This window comes from Blautia sp. TF10-30 (assembly GCF_003481245.1).
Lineage (GTDB): Bacteria > Bacillota > Clostridia > Lachnospirales > Lachnospiraceae > Fusicatenibacter > Fusicatenibacter saccharivorans.
Window position 1 is genome coordinate 1 of the sequence record NZ_QUKM01000020.1, and the last position, 19,410, is coordinate 19,410.

The 19,410-nt window shown below is 48.8% G+C and carries 11 protein-coding genes; 9 read left to right on the top strand and 2 right to left on the bottom strand.

The genetic code is table 11. The features are described from left to right. Positions 1-109 precede the first annotated feature (109 nt). Positions 110-1,471, bottom strand: a complete 1,362-nt coding sequence (locus tag DXD02_RS14055; RefSeq protein WP_117805277.1) for an MATE family efflux transporter — start codon at positions 1,469-1,471, stop codon at positions 110-112. Positions 1,472-1,770: 299 nt separating this feature from the next. Here DXD02_RS14055 and DXD02_RS14060 point away from each other — a divergent pair, with 299 nt between their 5' ends. The 9 genes from DXD02_RS14060 (at position 1,771) to pulA (ending at position 18,773) form a co-directional block, all read left to right on the top strand. Beyond that, entirely contained in the window at positions 1,771-3,345 is a 1,575-nt protein-coding gene (locus DXD02_RS14060) for a carboxylesterase/lipase family protein (RefSeq protein WP_117805276.1), read from the top strand. Positions 3,346-3,493: 148 nt separating this feature from the next. Then, on the top strand, positions 3,494-5,065 hold the full coding sequence (locus DXD02_RS14065) for an AAA family ATPase (protein WP_117805275.1): 1,572 nt from the start codon (positions 3,494-3,496) through the stop codon (positions 5,063-5,065). A gap of 220 nt (positions 5,066-5,285) precedes the next feature. Continuing rightward, a complete protein-coding gene (locus DXD02_RS15965; RefSeq protein ID WP_117805274.1) occupies positions 5,286-6,809 on the top strand; it encodes a response regulator in 1,524 nt (507 codons plus the stop codon). Between the two features lies 1 nt (position 6,810). Beyond that, complete coding sequence (locus DXD02_RS14075; protein ID WP_158568333.1) at positions 6,811-8,541, top strand: sensor histidine kinase; 1,731 nt, start codon at positions 6,811-6,813, stop codon at positions 8,539-8,541. Then, positions 8,538-10,271: an extracellular solute-binding protein gene (locus DXD02_RS14080; protein WP_117805272.1), complete on the top strand. Its 1,734-nt coding sequence runs from the start codon at positions 8,538-8,540 to the stop codon at positions 10,269-10,271. Before DXD02_RS14075 ends, DXD02_RS14080 begins: the two co-directional genes overlap by 4 nt. Positions 10,272-10,548: 277 nt before the next feature. Next, positions 10,549-11,862 carry an extracellular solute-binding protein gene (locus DXD02_RS14085; protein WP_117805271.1) on the top strand — a complete coding sequence of 438 codons (1,314 nt, stop codon included), beginning with the start codon at positions 10,549-10,551 and terminating at the stop codon, positions 11,860-11,862. A gap of 101 nt (positions 11,863-11,963) precedes the next feature. Further along, positions 11,964-13,337 carry a carbohydrate ABC transporter permease gene (locus tag DXD02_RS14090; protein WP_117805270.1) on the top strand — a complete coding sequence of 458 codons (1,374 nt, stop codon included), beginning with the start codon at positions 11,964-11,966 and terminating at the stop codon, positions 13,335-13,337. Next, positions 13,337-14,215: a sugar ABC transporter permease gene (locus tag DXD02_RS14095; protein WP_227094136.1), complete on the top strand. Its 879-nt coding sequence runs from the start codon at positions 13,337-13,339 to the stop codon at positions 14,213-14,215. Before DXD02_RS14090 ends, DXD02_RS14095 begins: the two co-directional genes overlap by 1 nt. A 592-nt stretch (positions 14,216-14,807) precedes the next feature. Further along, entirely contained in the window at positions 14,808-18,773 is a 3,966-nt protein-coding gene (pulA, locus tag DXD02_RS15495) for a type I pullulanase (protein ID WP_117805268.1), read from the top strand. A 221-nt stretch (positions 18,774-18,994) separates the two neighbouring features. On the opposite strand, the gene DXD02_RS14110 is transcribed toward pulA, so the two are convergent. Next, a complete protein-coding gene (locus tag DXD02_RS14110; RefSeq protein ID WP_117805267.1) occupies positions 18,995-19,375 on the bottom strand; it encodes a 4Fe-4S binding protein in 381 nt (126 codons plus the stop codon). Positions 19,376-19,410: the final 35 nt, after the last annotated feature.

A 19,410-nucleotide genomic window follows, 5' to 3' on the forward strand; every position in this document is an offset into this window, starting at 1 on the left:
CTAAGTGACAAGTTTTTATTATTTCACTTGTCTACCTAGAAGGGAGCATATCATACGTTCATTTTCTTAGTGCGACAGCCCCTTTTGCTTATGTCCGGAAAGGAATCCTTCAGTTTTTCCGCATTCCTTTATCCCATCGGAATTTCCGATAGCAGGCATAAATCAGAACACTGCATACCAGCCATCCCGCCGGATAACCAAGTGCAATCGGAATGATGGAATCAAATATATGAGACATCACAAACAGGTAAATCTGGCGGAACACGACGAAGCTTCCGAGCATTACGATCATTGGTGTTCTGGTGTCTCCTGCGCCACGCAGGACGTTAGAATAAACCTGGTTGACGCAGCAGAGAATGTAGAACGGGGAGAGGAGATACAGGAACAGGGTTCCGTAACGAATCACAGCTGCCTCCTGGTTAAACAGATAGACCATTTGCGGAGCGAAAATCAGCAGAGGAATCATCATCACAATGGTTACAAGCTCAGCAAGCAGGAATGCGGTTGTAGCACCCTTCTTTGCACGGTCAATGTAGCTGGCACCGACGTTCTGTCCGGTGAAGGTGGTCGAAGCAAGACCAACACTCATCATCGGCAGCATCATAAACTGGTCGATTTTCATGCAGGCACTCCAGCCTGCCATAACATCCGAGCCGAATACATTGATATAGGACTGCACGAAAACGTTGGAAACGGAAGTCACCATCTGCTGGATCGCTGCCGGCAGTCCGACGCAGACGATGCGGTACAGCAAAGACCAGTCCATGCAGAGCTTTTTCCAACAGATGCGGTATGGGCCGTCTGTTGTGGTCAGCACATACAGCGTCAGAACCGCCGAAAGGCACTGTGCAATAACGGTTGCAAGCGCCACACCCTCGATTCCCATGCCGAAGGAAACGACAAACAAAAGATCGAGCACGGTATTGACAACAGCGGAAAAAATCAGGAAATACAGCGGATGACGGGAATCGCCGACAGCGCGGAGAACGCCGGAGCCCATGTTGTAGAACATCAGACCGGCAACACCGCCAAAGTAAATTTTAAGATACGTTGCTGACTCGCGGATGACGTCGTTCGGCGTACTCATCATGCGGAGCATGTACGGTGTAATGAAGATGCCGAGAATAGTAAAGACAATAGAGAGAAAAAATGTCATCACCAGTGTCGTGCTGACGGTGCGGCTGACCTTTTCATCCGCCTTTGCGCCATAATACTGAGAGATAATGACACCGGCACCGGTGGAAAGTCCCATGAAAAAGCCGATCAGAGAATTGATGATCGGACCGACGGAGCCGACGGCGGCGAGTGCTTCCTTGCCGACAAAGTTGCCGACAACGATGCTGTCAACGGTGTTGTAAAGCTGCTGGAAGAGATTTCCGGCCATCAGCGGAAGCGAGAAGAGAAGAAGCTGTTTCCAGATGGAGCCCTGGGTCATATCGCGGGCTTTGCTCTTTTGTACTGTTTTCGTCATAGTAGTCCCCTTTTTTACGTTGATTTTACCTTCTTTTTTATTGTAGCACTTTGAAGTTGTGATGGAAATATCAGTTTTTGACGCGATTTTCGGACTTTATTGATATAAACAGCCGAAAATAAAAGTGAAAAGAATTGTTTCTGAAAAAATTGTCTGGTATAATAAGGAGCAGATGCGTAAATGCAAAAACAACAGATGCTTCAAAGACCGGTGCAAAAACGGAAAGATCAGGGGGATTTTGCGGTGGTTTTTTGGAAACTGCGCGTCACAGAACAGGATAGAAAGAAGGTAACTGAAATATGGGAGATTATTTTGTATGCAGTAAAACAGATCCGGTAGTAGAGACAAAGGCGGGAAAGGTACGCGGCTTCCGCCTGAATACGACATACGCGTTTCATGGAATCCATTACGCTGAGGCGGACCGTTTCCAGATGCCACAGCCGGTGAAACCATGGAAAGGAATCAAAAATGCACTGGCGTACGGCTATGTATGTCCGCTTTTAAAGCAGGATGAGCCGAACATGGAGGTGCTGGTACCGCATCGTTACTGGCCGCAGGACGAGCATTGCCAGAACCTGAATGTCTGGACACAGAGTCTTGATCCGGGTGCGAAAAAGCCGGTCATGGTATGGCTCCACGGCGGCGGCTTCAGCGCCGGTTCTGCGATTGAGCATGTGGCATATGAGGGGGATCACTTAAGCGAGTTCGGTGATGTCGTTGTTGTTTCCGTGAACCATCGGCTGAATATCCTCGGTTATCTCGATCTTTCGCCGTTTGGCGAAAAATACAAAAATTCTGCGAATGCAGGAAACGCAGATATGGTAGCTGCATTGCAGTGGGTACATGACAATATCGCGGCATTCGGCGGAGACCCGGAGAATGTTACGATTTTCGGTCAGTCCGGCGGCGGTATGAAGGTGGCAACGCTGATGAATACGCCGGCAGCAGACGGCCTGTTCCAGAAGGGTATCATCGAGAGCGGTGTTTATGAGGCAAAGGTTTATCAGAAAGAGGACGGAGACGGCACCGCGATTGTGAAGGCTCTGTTAAAAGAACTGAATCTGGACGAGTCCGAGGTGGAGAAGCTTGAGACGATCCCGTATTATGAGCTGTCAAATGCGTACAATAAAGTTGAGGCAGAGGTTGCTGCGAAAGGCTGCTATATCGGACAGGGACCGATGGAGAATGGCTGGTTCCGCGGAAATCCGATCAAGTGCGGATTTACGGATCACGCTAAAACGATTCCTGTGCTGGCAGGAACCAACATCGGTGAGTTTGATTTTGGACCGGTTGTGCCGGGAAAACATGAGATGAACCGTGAGGAACAGATTGCGTTCCTGACGAGAAAATATGGTGATGCAACGCCGGAGCTGATTTCTCTTTTTGAAAAAGCATATCCGGACAAAACAATTGTGGATCTGTGGTCTGTGGATACGTTCTTCCGTCCGGACACGATCGAATTCATTCGTCAGAAATCGGAGTTTACAGAAGCGCCGACTTATTCCTATCAGTTTACCTATGAATTCCCGATCGATGGCGGAAAAGCCGCATGGCATTGTGCCGAGATTCCGTTCGTATTCCATAACATCGACCGCATCGCCGTATGCAATGTCCCGGGCGAAACAGACCGTCTGCAGGAGCGTATGGCCACCGCCTGGATCAACTTTGCCCGCTACGGAAGTCCGGAAACCCCATCCCTCCCGAACTGGCCGGCATGCACCCCAGGGGATGAAGCAACCATGATTTTCGACAGAACCTGTGAAATCCGCCGCAACTTCGATCACGAGCTGGTGAAAAAATTGGTGGAAACCGAGTATAACCCGATGACACCGGTTGTGGAAGACGAGGAAGAGGACGCGTTCTTTATTCATTAATTAATTGACTCATAGCAATCCCAGAAAAAACAGCCAGAATGTTTTGCCTCAGTTAAAAACATTCTGGCATTTTTCAACTTATGCTAAATTGAACTTAAGGCAAGAATATCGTATGATAGAGGTAGAAAGAGAAAGGCGCAGGTGGAATATGGGAGTTTATCTGAATCCGGGAAATGAAAAATTTGCAAAAGCGGTTCAGTCCGAAATTTATGTGGATAAAACAGGGCTGATCGAGTATACCAATCAGGTGATTAATACTGTGCAGAGATATGTCTGTGTCAGCCGTCCGCGGCGCTTTGGAAAATCTATGACGGCGGATATGCTGACGGCTTATTATGGGAAGGAATGCGATTCCAGAGAACTTTTTTCTGGATTGAAAATTTCTCAAAATGCTGTATTTGGACAGCACTTAAATCAATATCCTACGATTTTTTTGAATATGCAGGAATTTCTGAGCCGGAGCAAGGAAATTGGCCAGGTGATTGACCGTGTTCGAAGAATGCTGCTGCGGGAACTGAAAAACAGTTATCCGGACGTGGACTACTTTGACGATACGGATCTGGTAGAATCGCTGCAGGATATTTATGCGGCAACAAAACAGTCGTTTGTCATTATCATTGATGAATGGGACTGTGTTTTCCGGGAATATCAGCAGGATAAAAAAGCACAGGAAGAGTATCTTGATTTCCTGCGGGATTTTCTGAAAGATAAGGTTTACGTAGCACTTGCCTATCTGACGGGTATTCTGCCGATCAAAAAATATGGAACCCATTCTGCACTGAATATGTTTGATGAATTTACAATGCTTGATCCAGGGCCGCTCGCAGAATATGTAGGATTTACGGAGCAGGAAGTAGAAGAACTCTGCGGCCGGTATCAGATGGATCTGGCAGAAATTAAAAACTGGTATGACGGCTATTCGTTCCCGGGAGAAAGTTCGGTTTACAGCCCGCGTTCGGTTGTCAATGCCATGCGATTCCGGAAAATCGGCAATTACTGGAATCAGACAGAAACATTTGAAGCACTACAGTGGTATATTGATCTGAATTTTGACGGCCTGCGGGATGACGTACTGCAGATGATGGCAGGGAAAAAGATTCCGGTGAACACGGGCAGTTTTACGAATGATATGACAACTTTCCGGACAGAGGATGATGTGCTGACACTGCTGATTCATCTTGGATATCTTGGTTATGAGGAACAGAATAAATATGTTTTTATTCCGAATGCCGAGGTACAGTCAGAATATGCCAGTGCGGTAACCGTTTCCCAATGGGGAGATATTTCAAAGGCACTGAAAAATTCCGCAGATCTTCTGCAGGCTGTGTGGGAAAAACAGGAAACACAGGTAGCAGAGGGAATTCGGCTGGCACATTTTGAAACGTCACAGCTTCAGTACAATGATGAAAATGCGTTGAGCTATACGATTTCACTGGCGCTGTATGCAGCACGGAATTTTTACACGGTTTACCGTGAACTGCCTGGGGGAAAAGGGTTTGCGGATCTTGTTTTCGTACCAAGAAAAAGATACCAGGACAAACCGGCGCTGGTTGTAGAACTGAAATGGGACAAAACAGCAGAGGGTGCGCTTGCGCAGATTAAGGACAAAGAATATTGCAGAAGTCTGGAAGAATATCAGGGAAACTTGCTTCTGGTAGGAATTAATTATAATAAAAAGACAAAAGAACATGTTTGCAGAATTGAGGAATATCAGAAGTAAAAGGGAGAGGACGAAGGCCTGATTCGGGACAGGATGAGTGGTGTCCTGAAATCATGTAATAGAAAAACCAGAGTCGGATGAGAATGTTTTCACCGGCTCTGGTTTTGCGTTTCCGGTAACGGTTTTGAGCGGTAAATGCTATGCAATTCTGCCGCGGGAATGGTATAATAAAACCAGTATGCGCCGCTTTAGGCAGGCTGCTTAGAAAGAGGATCGATGCATGTACACATATCTGATTGTAGATGATGAAATGATAGAGCGAAAGGGCATTCGGATGCTGCTTTCGCGGATGAATATCCGGGAGAATATTCTGGAGGCCTCCAATGGAGAGGAAGCGCTGGAGGTGTTTGAAAAAGAGAAAATTGACGTACTGCTGACCGACATCAATATGCCGTTCATGGATGGAATTGAGCTTCTTTCCCGGATTCATGAGGCGTATCCGGGGACGGAAACGGTGATTTTCAGCGGGTATGATGAGTTTTCCTACGCAAAAAAGGCAATTTCCTACGGTGTTTCCGCCTATATTTTAAAACCGGTCAACCCGGAAGAATTTGAAAAGGTGGTTGGTGAAATCACGGAAAAGCTTGCAAAGAGTGAGCGTGAGGAAAAACGGAAGGACGAAAGTATGGAGTTTCTGCGGGAGCATCTGCTGTATCTGATGGTCAATGGTCAGAGCCGCAGCGCAATGCAGGAGAAAACACAGACGCTTCTCGATATGAGCTTTGTCCGGGATTTTTGCCGTATGGTACTGCTGGAGTGTGCCAACAACTATTTTGAACAGGTAAACAGCGAACAGATTGAAAAGATGCAGAGCGATTTGCAGATGCCGTTTCACTATCTGAACCTGAACCCACAGCAGTCCATCCTGTTTTTTAGCGAGGAGCCGGATGGCGGCTGGGAAGCGTTCGGACGGAAGCTGTACCATTATATTCGTGAAATGTGGGACCAGGAATGCTTTCTGGCCGTGTCGGGCGAGATCACGCCGGACGGTGAGCTTTACGATGCATTTGCACAGACGGAGCAGCTCATGGAGCGGCGCTTTTATCACACGGGAAACCATGTTTTTCTTCCTTTTCAGGAGGAGCAGTCCGAGGTGCTGGTGCAGATTGATGCTGAAATCCTGATCCGCCAGATCCAGCAGGACATTCGCATGAAGGATCTGGAGAGCCTGCGTGAACACTTTGACCAGTTCTGCGAAAAGTATGAGCACCAGACGATTTTTTCTCAGATTTACATCAAATTTATGTTTTCCAACTTATTGAAAGAGATTTACGACAATCTCGAGAGAAAAGATGAGCGGGAGCTGGACCGTGAGATCGACGCCCTGTATCACAGCAGCAACATGACCGGTGTGATTCAAGCGGTCCGTATGGGTATTGACCGGCTCGAAACGGTCTTCCGCGCAGACGGCGGTGTTGCGAAACGCAGAGAAGTCGAGCAGATTAAACAGTATATCTGTGAGAACTATTCTGACAGTGGCATGGGTGTTGACCAGCTTGCGCGCGAGGTTGGCATGACACCGAATTATCTGAGCAGCATTTTCAAGAAAAATACAGGAGAAAACCTGAGCCGCTACTTAAAAGGTTTCCGCATGGAGCGTGCGCGGGAGATGCTTGAAAATACGAATGAGAAAATCGGTATAATCTGCGAAAAATGCGGTTTTGTGAATGTGTCCTATTTCTGTCAGAGCTTCCGCGAATATTTTGGAATCAGCCCGCAGAAATACCGGGATCAGGGGGAGTAAGATGACATCATTTGCCGGCAGAATAAAAAAAGCATTTTCAGATATGAAGGTACACCGGAAACTTATCGTGGCTTACGTTCTCACAGGACTTTTCCCAATGTGCCTGATGTTCACACTGTTTTACACCCAGATGCGCCGTGTACTTGTCGAGCGTGAGATCAAAAATCTGCAGACCACCTTTGATCAGGCAGTGGACGATGTGAATACGGAGCTTGCGCTGCACCAGAGTATGTCGGACTATCTGGCATTCGACCAGACGATTGTTCAGATTATAAAGGCAGAAGACAAAAACAGCTTCGAAGCATACGAGCGCATGGTGAAAGAGTTTGATCCGATGATGGATTCCTTAAGTTATTTTTACCCGGAAATCCGACAATCTACGGTCTATGTGCGTGATTTCGTCATTCCGCACGGCACGTATCTGCGTCCGGCGCAGGAAATTGAAAATGATGAATGGACAGCACCGGCGGACAATGACGTTCACTGGTATGCCGATATGGATCAGGGAACGGTGACGATGGTGCGGTCTATGCCGCTGATTGATGACGGAAAAGGCGGTTTTTTATACATTTCCATGGACTACAGTAAGATTTTTGGCTCCATGGAGCTTGCAGTCAATGAGGATTACGGTGTTTTCGTCTACAATGAGGACAAAGAAGTGCTGTATGAAAATCAGAAGATGACCAGGAATGCGAAATACCAGATGGAATTTTCAGACTTTCAGAAGATACAAAAAAAAGAGAAGCAGAATACAGCGAACTACATTCTCCTGGAAAAGGAGATTGAGCAGAATGGATGGCATGCCGCGTGCTATCTGCCGAAAAAAGGCATCATCAGTCCGATGCAGCCGATTCTTCTGATAGTTCTTCTGATGTGGGCGGGCTGCGTCCTTTTCTCTGCGGTCGTGATTATGAGATTCTCCGGAAATATGGCGCACCGCCTTGAAAAGCTGAAAAAGACGATGGCCGAGGTAGAGGAAGGAAACCTGGAAGTGGAAATGGTTTCTACGGAAAGAGATGAAATCGGTGATCTGACGCGTGGCTTTAATCAGATGCTGTCGCGTATCCGTCAGCTGATTCAGGAAGTCTATGAGAGCCGCATCCGCCAGAAGCAGTATGAAATGACGGCGCTCCGTGCGCAGATTAACCCGCATTTTCTGTATAATTCGTTGTCGCTGATCAACTGGAAAGCATTGGAAATCGGTTCGGATGATATCAGCAAGGCTACGCTGGCGCTTTCGCGGTACTACCGGACTTCTCTGAACAAAGGCAAAAATACGATGTCCATCCGCGAGGAGATCGACAATGTGCGTTCGTATCTGCAGATTCAGGAAATGTTTCACGACTACAGTTTTACGGTCAAAATGGATGTGGCGGAGGATATTCTGGATTACCGTACATTGAACCTGATTCTGCAGCCGCTTGCCGAAAATGCGATTGCACATGGAATTGACCGGCGGCGCGGCAGTGAGCCAGGCGTGATCACAATCAGCGGACGGCGTGACGGAGACTGTGTGGTGCTTTCCGTGGCGGATAATGGCGTTGGCATGGAACAGGAAAAAGCACAGACCATTCTGACGGAGAAGAGCAGCGGCTACGGTGTGCGGAATGTCAATTCCAGGATTCAGCTCGAATACGGAGAAGCGTATGGTCTTTCGATTGAGAGTGAGCCGGGAAAGGGAACGAAAGTGACGGTACGGATTCCGGGTGTGGAAAGGGAGGTACAGGCATGATGCAAAAAAAAATTGCGGCAGGCCTCGCTGTATTGCTGGCAGCGGGAACGATTCTGGGTGGCTGCGGAGAAAGTGGCGCAGCAGGGAATGATTCTGTTTCCGATGCTGCCGGAAATGAGGCTGCGGCTCTTACGGAAGCGAAAACAACGCCGTACGGACGTTACCCGGAAACCATCACGTACACGCTGGCAAAAATGACGGGTGTGAATAATTCCAATCTCCCGGAGGGAGAAACCTATGAGGACAATGCCTATACACGCCTGATCCGCGAAATCATTAATGTACAGAACGAGGATGTTTATGAAAACTACGGTGATACCTATAACGTTGGCATTTCTACCATGATTGCAACAGGAAACATTGCCGATATCATGGTTGTGGATCAGAAAACGATGAATGCCATGCAGAAAAACGATCAGCTTGCCGATCTTACAGAGGTTTATGCAAATTGTGCCAGCGACCGTATCAAGGATATTTATGCAAGCTACGGTGAGGAGATTCTGCAGGGCTGTACCTTTGACGGAAAGCTGATGGCATTCCCGGAAACCAACATTTCGGACGGTCCGAATCTTCTCTGGGTGCGGAAGGACTGGATGGAAAAACTGGGACTTTCCGTACCGGAAACGATCGATGATGTGAAACATATTGCGTTGACGTTTGCAGAGGAGAATCCGGCAAACCAGGAGATGAGTAACATCGGCCTTGCAGTCAGCACAACTCTGTACGGCGGCACGGGCATTTCTTCGGAATACGGCATGAATCTTATTTTTGCCTCATTTGGTGCATATCCGGGAAGATGGCTGACGGATGCGGAAGGAATGCCGGTTTATGGTTCCGTTCAGCCCAATGTAAAAGACGCACTTGGCATGCTGGCCGACTGGTACCAGGAGGGCGTCCTTGACCGGGACTTTTTGATCCGCACACAGGATGACATTGCCGATCTCATTGCCCAGGGACGCTGCGGCATTTTCTTCGCACCGTGGTGGGCACCGAACAATCCGCTCTGGCGCTGTCATGAGACGGATCCGGAGGCCGACTGGCAGCCGTTTCTGATTCGGACCGGGAAGGATGGAAGTGTGCGGTACTGCAACGAAAAGCTGACCGGAAATTATGTGGTAGTGCGAAAAGGGTATGAATATCCGGAGATTGTGCCGAAGATTCTGTCGGTGATGTTTGATTATATGCGTTATTCCTACGATGATCCAAGGGGAGAATTTCAGCAATATTATACGGGAAATATCGATCCGACGGCACGCCCCTTAGCAATCAATCTCGACTATAATCAGGCACTGACGATCTGTTACGAAAATCTGCAGGCGGCACTGAACGGGGAAAAATCGGAGGATGAGCTGGAGATTCTGGAAAGATCGTTCGAAAAGGTATGCCGCGCCTATCTGGAGAACCCGAAAACAGCGAGTGCGGAGGAGTGGAGCGCGTATTTATCCCGTATCAAAGCCTGCTCGCTTTTGAGCGACGAAAAGATTCAAAGAGTGAATACGATTTATCCGACCCGGACGAAGACCACAGAAGCATATCGTTACACCTTAAAAGAACTGGAGTCGGAGACCTTTTTAAAAATTATCCGGGGTGAGTCTGAGCTTTCTGCTTTTAACGAATTTGTAAAAGAGTGGCAGGAGGAAGGCGGAAATGAGATCATTCAGGAGATGATTCAGGAAAGGAAAAGCCTGAATTCACAGGAAGAACAGAAGACAGAAGAAAAAGCAGAATAAAAAACAGAAGAAGAGGCAGGACGCACCGGGAAAACGGTGCGCTGTCTCTTTTTGGGTTGCGGAAAAGAATCCTGCGGCTTGCGGAAATGAGTTTTCGGATATGCACTGGTGTAGAAATGTAACGTAGAAATCCAACATAGATCATAGATTCTTGATATTTCAGGAAAATCCGCCGAATGCTATAATAAAATCAACAAGAACGAGAGATACCAAGCAGCAAATGCGATATGACAGCAGACGTTCCAGAAAGAAAAATCATACAAGGAGGATTTTCAATATGAAAAAGAAAGTAGTATCTATTATGATGACCGCAGCACTTGCAGTTGGCATGCTGGCAGGATGCGGAAACAGCGACAGCGGTTCTTCGAATGCCGCTTCCGGAAACGATTCCAAGAGCACATCTGAGGCAGGAAGCACAAGCACATCTGCTTCCGGCGCAGCAGAGGAAGAGGAAATTACCACAACTCTTACCGTATGGTCTCCGTCAGAGGATCAGGCAAGCGACAGCGGTGAGTGGCTGCAGACCATGTGCAATCAGTTTGCAGAGGAGCATCCATCCTGGCACATCACCTTCGATTACGGCGTATGCGCAGAGAGCGATGCAAAAGATACCGTAACACAGGACGTGGAAGGTGCAGCAGATGTTTACATGTTTGCAAACGACAACCTGACATCCCTGATCGCTGCAAACGGAATTTCCAAACTCGGCGGACAGACAGCAGAGGATGTAAAAAAGAACAACTCTCAGGCAATTGTGGATTCTGTATCCGTTGACGGCGATATCTACGGTGTACCATTCACCACAAACACCTGGTTTATGTATTATGATAAATCCGCATTCACAGAGGATGAAGTGAAAAACCTGGATACCATGATTGCAAAAGACAAGATTTCCTTCCCGATTACAAACTCCTGGTACATTGCTTCCTTCTACGTAGCAAACGGCTGTACGCTGTTCGGTGAGGACGGAACAGACGAGGCAGCAGGCGTTGACTTCGAAGGCGACAAAGCAAAAGCAGTAACCGATTACCTGGTTGACCTGGTAAACAATCCGAACTTCGTATCTGATGCAGACGGATCCGGTCTTTCCGGTCTGCGTGACGGTTCTGTAAAAGCAATGTTCTCCGGTTCCTGGGATGCATCCGCAGTTAAAGAGGCACTCGGTGATAATTACGGTGTTGTACAGCTTCCGACCATCACCATCAACGGCGAGGAGAAACAGATGAAATCCTTCTCCGGCTCTAAAGCAATCGGTGTGAATCCGAACTGTGAATATCCGCAGGTTGCAGTTGCTCTTGCAAGATATCTCGGAAGCGCAGATGCTCAGAAAGCACACTATGAAATGAGAAACGTAGTTCCGTGTAACGAAGAGCTGCTTTCCCAGATCACAGACGATGCACTGGTAACTGCTCAGAACGATACCTTCAACAATACTTCTATCATCCAGCCGTTCGTTAAGAATATGAGCAACTACTGGACTCCGGCAGAGAATTTTGGTAAATCTCTGGTCAACGGTGAAGTTACCCATGATAACGCTGCAGAAATGACAGAGAAACTGAACACAAGCATGAATACTTCTGCAGTCGAGTAAGCAAGACAGGCACTGAAGTGTTCGGAAATCAACAGGATTGAAACCACAGGCATTGTCAGACACCAGGATTGACAATGCCTGTCTTTCGGAAAGGATAGATTATGGCATCATTGAAAAAACGCGCCAAAGAGTTTGAGACTCCCTATCCGGTGACAAAAGCCATCACAAAGGGCGATGCGGTCACGAAACTTTCCATGTTTGTCATGGGACTGGGAAATCTGGCTCACAAACAGATCGTAAAGGGTATTTTATTTCTGGCAGTAGAAATTGCGTATCTCCTGTTTATGATCGAAGGCGGTATCAACAATCTCTATCATCTCATCACCCTGGGCGGCCGTGCGCAGGAAGAGGTGTGGAACGAGGCCAAGGGTATTTATGAATATACCGGCGGCGATATGACAATTCTGTTCCTGCTCTACGGAGTAGCAACGATTTTTATTACGGTTCTCTTCTTTATGATCTGGCGTGTCAATATGAAGAGTGCTTATGAGGTAGAGTGTCGCGCAAAGGAAGGGAAACATATCAACACCATCAAAGAGGATCTGGAAGCACTCGTTGACAAAAGACTGCACTGGACCCTGCTGACACTTCCGATTCTCGGTATTGTGATTTTCACAATCCTTCCACTGGTCTTTATGATCTGTATGGCTTTCACCAGCTACAGTAAAGTCGGCGACCATCTGACGATTTTTCACTGGGTTGGACTGAAAAATTTCAGTACGGTTCTTGGCATGGGCAACTCGATCGGCAAGACATTCTGGTCTGTTCTTGGATGGACACTGATCTGGGCTGTGCTCGCTACCTTCCTGAACTATATTTTTGGTATGATTCTTGCGATTGTCATCAACCGTAAAACGACCCGCATCAAGGGATTCTGGAGATTCTGCTTTATGCTCTCCGCTGCAATTCCGCAGTTCGTTTCTCTTCTTCTGATGCGTACGATGTTAAAGGACAACGGCCTGGTCAACAATCTTTTGATTCAGGCCGGGCTGATCAGCAGTCCGCTTCCGTTCCTGACAAATGCGACCTGGGCGAGAGCGACGGTTGTTATTATCAACCTCTGGGTTGGTATTCCGTTTACCATGATGCAGGTTACCGGTATCTTACAGAACATTCCGGGTGAGCTTTACGAGGCAGCCCGTGTGGACGGCGCAGGCCCTGTGACGATTTTCTTTAAAATTACGCTGCCGTACATGCTGTTTGTCACGACTCCGTATCTGATTACGACGTTTACGGGTAATATCAACAACTTCAACGTTATCTATCTGCTGACTGCAGGAGCACCGGTTCCGGTCGGAGCAACCGCCGGAAAGACGGACCTTCTGGTTACCTGGCTGTACAAGCTGACGGTTGACTTACAGTACTTTAACGTTGGTGCGGTTGTCGGTATTCTTACCTTTGTCATTCTGGCTGTGGTTTCACTGATCACGTACCGGAATACTGGTTCTTACAAGAACGAGGAGGGATTCCAATAATGAATAACAAAGAGAAAAAAACACACTCCATGAAAGCGCGTGGAATGATTTCCGATGTGATTGTACATGTGGTTCTGGCACTGCTTGCGATTGTGTGGGTGATTCCGGTTCTGTGGATTGCACTCTTAAGCTTCAGTACACAGAAGGGATCTTATGTTACCAGCTTTTTCCCAAAGGGATATACGCTTCATAACTATGTGCGTCTGTTTACAGATACGCAGGTGTTAGACTTTCCGCAGATGTTTAAGAACACATTTATCATTGCGGTGTTCAGTTGTCTGATTTCTACAATATTTGTGCTTTCGGTTTCTTACTGCATGTCGAGAATGCGGTTTAAAATCCGTAAGACTTACATGAACATCGCGATGATCTTAGGTCTGTTCCCGGCATTTATGTCGATGGTTGCTGTCTACTATATTTTAAAGGCAGTTGGCCTTTCGGAGGGATCGATGATCCGTGTGGCATTGATTCTGGTGTACTCGGGCGGTTCCGGAGCGGGATTCCTGCTTGCAAAGGGATTTTTTGATACGGTTCCGAAGGCACTGGATGAGGCGGCTTATCTGGATGGAGCAACGAGATTCCAGGTATTTACGAAGGTGACAATTCCACTGAGTAAGCCGATTATTGTGTACACGACTTTGAGTGCATTTCTGGGACCGTGGCTGGACTTTATTTTCGCAAAGGTTATCTGCAGGGCGAATGCGAAGTATTATACGGTTGCACTGGGTCTGTGGAAGATGCTGGAGAAGGAGTATATCGACAGCTGGTATACTTGCTTTGCGGCGGGAGCGGTTTGCATTTCGGTGCCGATTGCGATTTTGTTTGTTGTAATGCAGAGATATTATACAGATGGGCTTTCAGGAGCCGTCAAAGGATGATTTGTGGAGCAGCCGATGAGGGGTCGGCTGCTCTATTTGTGTGTGGGGGGGAGGGACGGATCTGGCTCCGGCGCCGTGGCACCTGCCGCACAGACGGGCGCGGTGGCATCGGCGGGCGGATGATGACGTGTGGGAGGCGGTGGATTGAGGAACCGAGGCTATTCGACAGGAAATCTGATGATTTCCCGTCTCAGAGCCTCTTGACTTCCGGCCTGGATGGCCGTCCGTCATCCTCAATCCACCGCCTCCCACGTGTGCATCATCCGCATGCCGCCGATGCCAATGCGCCTGTCTGCGCGGCAGGTGCCACGACGCCGGAGCCAGATCCTGGGGTTGGAGGACGGGAGGAGTGGTCTGGATCTGCCCGGAGGGCAGATCGGCGTGAGATTGTTGTGTGTGGAAGGGGAGAGTGTGTTGGAGGACGGGGAGAGGGGCTGGATTCGCCTGGAGGGCGAATCGGCGTGAGTTTGTTGACTGGTGCAAAGTTTGGAGATAGAATGAAAAAAAATATTTTCGGAGTTTTTTGTGCTTGATTTTATGAAAACAGAAAAGTTTCGGGAAGATATTGTGTGAAATTTGGAGGTTTTTGGGTATGGATAGGATTCGACTGAATGCTTCGGAGTGGATGGATTTCCGGAGTGGAGAAAAGAAGTGTTTTTTGCTGACAAACGGACTGGGAGGTTATTGTTCGCTGACGGTGATGGGGAATGCGGCGAGGAATGATCAGGCGCTGTTAATGGGAGCATTGAAGGCGCCTACGGTGCGGGAGCATCTGATTTCGAATGTCTGGGAGACGTTGGAGGTGGATGGAGAGGAAACGGAGCTGTTTTCACAGGAGTTTGTGAATCGGACGCAGAATGTGGAGGGGTTTCGGTTTCTGGAAGGATTTGAGATGGGGAGTCTGCCGGTATGGTTTTACCGGGTGAAGGGGATTGAAATTGAGAAGACGATTGGGATGGTTCAGGGGGAGAATACGGTTCTTGTCCGGTATCGGGTGAGAAGTGGGAAGAAGGGGAGTTTTTCGGTTCGGCCGGTGATGCGGTTTGCGGCGAAGGGAGAGCAGCTGCAGGAGGGGCAGAATTTTGCGGTGGACCGGAAGTGCATTGCGAGTAATGGTGTGATTCTTTCTTATGGAACGAATGGGGAGCTTCAGATGGAGAAGGAGAGGATCTGGAGGGATTTGTTTTTTGAGCAGGATGCGCGGGATGGAAGAGATGGCATCGGAAGTGCTGTCGTGAATCACCGGATTCGGTTTGAGATGACGGGAGACGGCAGGGAGCAGGTCTTTTTTGTTGTGTATAGTCTCGCGGATGATGTGGATAAGTGGGATGAGGAAAGGATTGCGCTGTGGATAGAAGGGGAAGAGAAGCGGCAGGAGGCGATTGCGGAAAAGTCCGGGATTTCTGATCCGGTGGGAAAGCGGCTGGCGGTGAGTGCGAGTCAGTATATTACGGAACGGGCATCGACAGGTGGGAAGAGTATTATGGCTGGTTTTCCTTATTTTGCGGACTGGGGGCGGGATACGATGATTTCGCTGCCGGGGTGCACGCTGGCAATTGGGGAGTATGAGGAGTGTAAGAGCATTCTTCGGACTTTTATGGCATATACAAAAGAAGGACTGATGCCGAACCTGTTTCCGGAGGGGGATGCGCTTCCGATGTATAATACGGTGGATGCGGCCCTTTTGTTTTTGGATGTGGTGTATGAGTATTACCTTGAAACAGGAGATCTGGAGTTTGTGTGCGAGGCGTTTCCGGTGATGGAGGATATTGTGTTCTGGTATCAGAAGGGAACGGATTTCCATATTAAAATGGACAGTGACGGGCTGATTATGGCCGGGGGCGGTCTGGAACAGGTGACGTGGATGGATGTGCGGATTGACAAGGAGCTGCCGACACCGCGTCACGGGAAGCCGGTGGAGATTAATGCGTACTGGTATAATGGTCTGAGGATTCTGGAAGAGCTGGCGCCGTTTGTCGGAAAGGATGGATCGGTGTATGGGAAGCTTGCGGGGCAGGTGAAGAAGAGTTTTCTCGAAAAGTTCTGGATGGAAGAGGAAGGATATCTGAAGGATGTGCTGAACGGCACGTATGAAGAGAAGCAGTTCCGATGCAATCAGGTCTTTGTGCTGGCGCTTCCGTTTCAGATGGTGAGTCAGAAGCAGGGGCAGCGGATCTTACAGGCGGTCAAAGAAAAGCTGTATACGACAGCAGGACTGCGGTCATTGGAGATGGAGGATCCGGCGTTTCATCCATGGATCGGCGGAAGCCAGCCGGAGCGTGACAGGGCATATCATCAGGGGACAGTCTGGGGATTTCCGCTTGGGGCGTATTTCCGTGCGGTGCTGAACTATTTCCCGAAGGAGGGAAAACAGGAAGTGCGCCGCGGACTGGACCGTCTTGCGAGCTGGATGCAGGAAGGATGTCTGTTTCATCTGGCGGAGATTTATGATGGTGCGGCGCCGGTGATGTCGAAGGGCTGCTATGCGCAGGCGTGGAGTGTCGGAGAGATTCTGCGGGTTTACAAAGAAATGGAGGGAAAGAAGATGAATGCGGTGGTGAAAAGAACGCCGGCGGAGTGGAAAAGCTTTTTTGAATCGGAAGAATTTGTGGAAAACTTTACGTACGAAGGAGATGACCTCGGTGTCTCGGTGAGAAAGAGCAGGGAATGTGATGAAAACTGGCAGATGCCGAAAAAGGATGAGCAGTTTGTGACAGAGTGGAAGCTCTGGGCGCCGACAGTAATGGAGGTTTCACTGGAACTGTTTTCCTGCGGCAGCAGCCGTGAGCGCGGGGACCGAAAAATAGCCTCGATTGCGATGACGCGCGGCGAAAAGGGTGTCTGGAGCTGTGCAATGCAGGGAGCCTGGTATGGAACGTATTATACGTATCATATCCTGCACTCGGATGGTGTCTTTGATACGACAGATCCGTACGGCGTGGCTTCCGGTATTGATTCGGAGCGGAGCATGGTGGTGAATCTTGCAGAGACGGACCCGGCAGGCTGGGAGCAGGATGAAAGACCGGAAATCCGGCCGGAGGATCGTTGTGTGTATGAGCTTCATGTGAAAGATTTTTCGAGTGATCCGCATTCCGGTATTTCGGATAAACACCGTGGAAAGTTTCTGGCGTTTACGGAAGAAGGCACGACGCTGAACGGCGACGGGATTCATGCGACGGGGTTCGATTACCTGAAATCGCTTGGCATTTCTCATGTGCATCTGCTTCCTGTTTTCGATTTTGGCAGTGTGCCGGAAGATGATGCGGAAGCGTTCAACTGGGGATATGACCCGGTGCAGTACAATGTGCCGGAGGGATCCTATGCAACCGATCCGTTCCACGGGGAGGTACGTATCCGGGAAATGAAGGAAATGGTTCAGGCGCTGCATAAGGCCGGCATCGGTGTGATTATGGATGTGGTATACAATCATACGTACAATCTCGATTCGCCGCTTCAGAAAACAGTTCCTTATTATTATTACCGTGAATGGGAGGATGGCACGATTTCCAATGGCTCCGACTGTGGAAACGAGACGGCAAGTGAAAGGGAGATGTTCCGCCGCTTTATGGTTCACTCGGTTTGTTACTGGGCGAAGGAATATCATATCGACGGTTTCCGCTTCGATCTGATGGCACTGCATGACACGGAGACCATGAATGCGATCCGCACAGCTCTGAACCGGATGCCGCGCGGCGAGGAGATTCTGGTTTACGGTGAACCGTGGAAAGCAGCGGCAAGCGCAATGCAGGAGGGATATTTTCCGTCGGATAAACAGAATATCGGAAGGCTGATGGATGGCATTTCCATGTTCTGCGACGATACGAGAGATTCGATCAAGGGAAGCGTTTTTATTGCCGCAGAGGGAGGCTATGTCAATGGAAAAGAGCGTCTTTCCGCAGGAATACTTTCTGCGACAGATGGCTGGATGGACGGAAAAGGAGCCTACGAGCCGCGCAATGCGAGCCAGCTGATTCCGTATGTGTCGGCACATGATAATTATACACTGTGGGATAAATTAAAACTGTCCGATCCGAAGCGGAAGGAGGATGCGGAGCCGGATTTTGACAAGATGGATGAGCGGACGCTTTCGATGAACCGTCTGGCGGCGGGCATTGTGATGACCTGCAAGGGAATGCCGTTTTTCCAGGCGGGTGAGGAATTTGCGCGCACGAAGCATGGCGAAGGAAACAGCTTCAAATCGTCGTGGCAGCTCAACAAAATTGACTGGACACGCGCCTTAGAGCAGGAAGAGCTGGTGGACTATTACCGTGGTCTTCTCGCTCTGCGCCGAAAATTTCAGGCATACGGAACGTGCGAGCCGGACTGTAAAAAGACATTTTTCCGTGAAAACCAGATCGCAGGTTACGAACTGGAATACCCGAATGGCCGCGCAGTCTGCGTCTTCTACAATCCATGGGAAAAAGAAGCTTTGCAGAAACTCCCGGAAGGAAACTGGAAACTGCTCTGCGATGGAAAACGCTGTGCAGAGGATGGAGCAGAGATGAAAGAAAGCATGATGCTTCCGGCAAAATCGATGGTTCTGCTGGCGCGGGAGTAAAATTGTAAATTTTGTCCCTTTTTGTCGGAATGCTGTCTGCGGAAACGGGCATCGATCATTCTGCCAAGCGGCGAGCGGGAATCAATTGTTTTTCGTTTAACAGAAAAATGCACTGTGGAATTGTCCGACGACGTTCCACAGTGCATTTTTATGTTTATGTGAGCAATGAGTCAGGATCTGTGCTTACATGAGATCCTGGCGGTATCTAAGAGTTCGGATCATTATTCGTCCACAACTTCCAGTACATCCATCGGGCAGGCTTTCGCGCAGATACCGCAGGCGATACATTTGGAAGCCGGATTTCCCTCGGTTTTTACGATCAGGCCAAATGGACAGGCCTTCGCACAGGCTCCGCATCCCGTACATTTTTTCTTGTTGATCATGTAAACGCCCTTCGGGTTCTGGGTGATGGCGCCTTCCGGACAGGCCTCGGCACATTTACCGCACTGCGGACAGGCGATCGGGCGAACAGACTTTTTCTCTACGATCTGCAGACATGCCTTGTCCGGATCAAATACCTTATAAAATGCCTCAGAACATGCTCCCACACAGGCAAGACAAGCCATACAGGTGCTGCCTTTTTTTACTTTCAGTTTTTTCATTTTGTTTTATCCTCCGCTTAAAGATGTTGTTTTTC

What these genes read in the sequence shown, in the direction of transcription:
- DXD02_RS14055 (WP_117805277.1), bottom strand. Translation starts at nt 1,471, where the DNA reads ATGACGAAAACAGTACAAAAGAGCAAAGCCCGCGATATGACCCAGGGC.
- DXD02_RS14060 (WP_117805276.1), top strand. Translation starts at nt 1,771, where the DNA reads ATGGGAGATTATTTTGTATGCAGTAAAACAGATCCGGTAGTAGAGACA.
- DXD02_RS14065 (WP_117805275.1), top strand. Translation starts at nt 3,494, where the DNA reads ATGGGAGTTTATCTGAATCCGGGAAATGAAAAATTTGCAAAAGCGGTT.
- DXD02_RS15965 (WP_117805274.1), top strand. Translation starts at nt 5,286, where the DNA reads ATGTACACATATCTGATTGTAGATGATGAAATGATAGAGCGAAAGGGC.
- DXD02_RS14075 (WP_158568333.1), top strand. Translation starts at nt 6,811, where the DNA reads ATGACATCATTTGCCGGCAGAATAAAAAAAGCATTTTCAGATATGAAG.
- DXD02_RS14080 (WP_117805272.1), top strand. Translation starts at nt 8,538, where the DNA reads ATGATGCAAAAAAAAATTGCGGCAGGCCTCGCTGTATTGCTGGCAGCG.
- DXD02_RS14085 (WP_117805271.1), top strand. Translation starts at nt 10,549, where the DNA reads ATGAAAAAGAAAGTAGTATCTATTATGATGACCGCAGCACTTGCAGTT.
- DXD02_RS14090 (WP_117805270.1), top strand. Translation starts at nt 11,964, where the DNA reads ATGGCATCATTGAAAAAACGCGCCAAAGAGTTTGAGACTCCCTATCCG.
- DXD02_RS14095 (WP_227094136.1), top strand. Translation starts at nt 13,337, where the DNA reads ATGAATAACAAAGAGAAAAAAACACACTCCATGAAAGCGCGTGGAATG.
- pulA (WP_117805268.1), top strand. Translation starts at nt 14,808, where the DNA reads ATGGATAGGATTCGACTGAATGCTTCGGAGTGGATGGATTTCCGGAGT.
- DXD02_RS14110 (WP_117805267.1), bottom strand. Translation starts at nt 19,375, where the DNA reads ATGAAAAAACTGAAAGTAAAAAAAGGCAGCACCTGTATGGCTTGTCTT.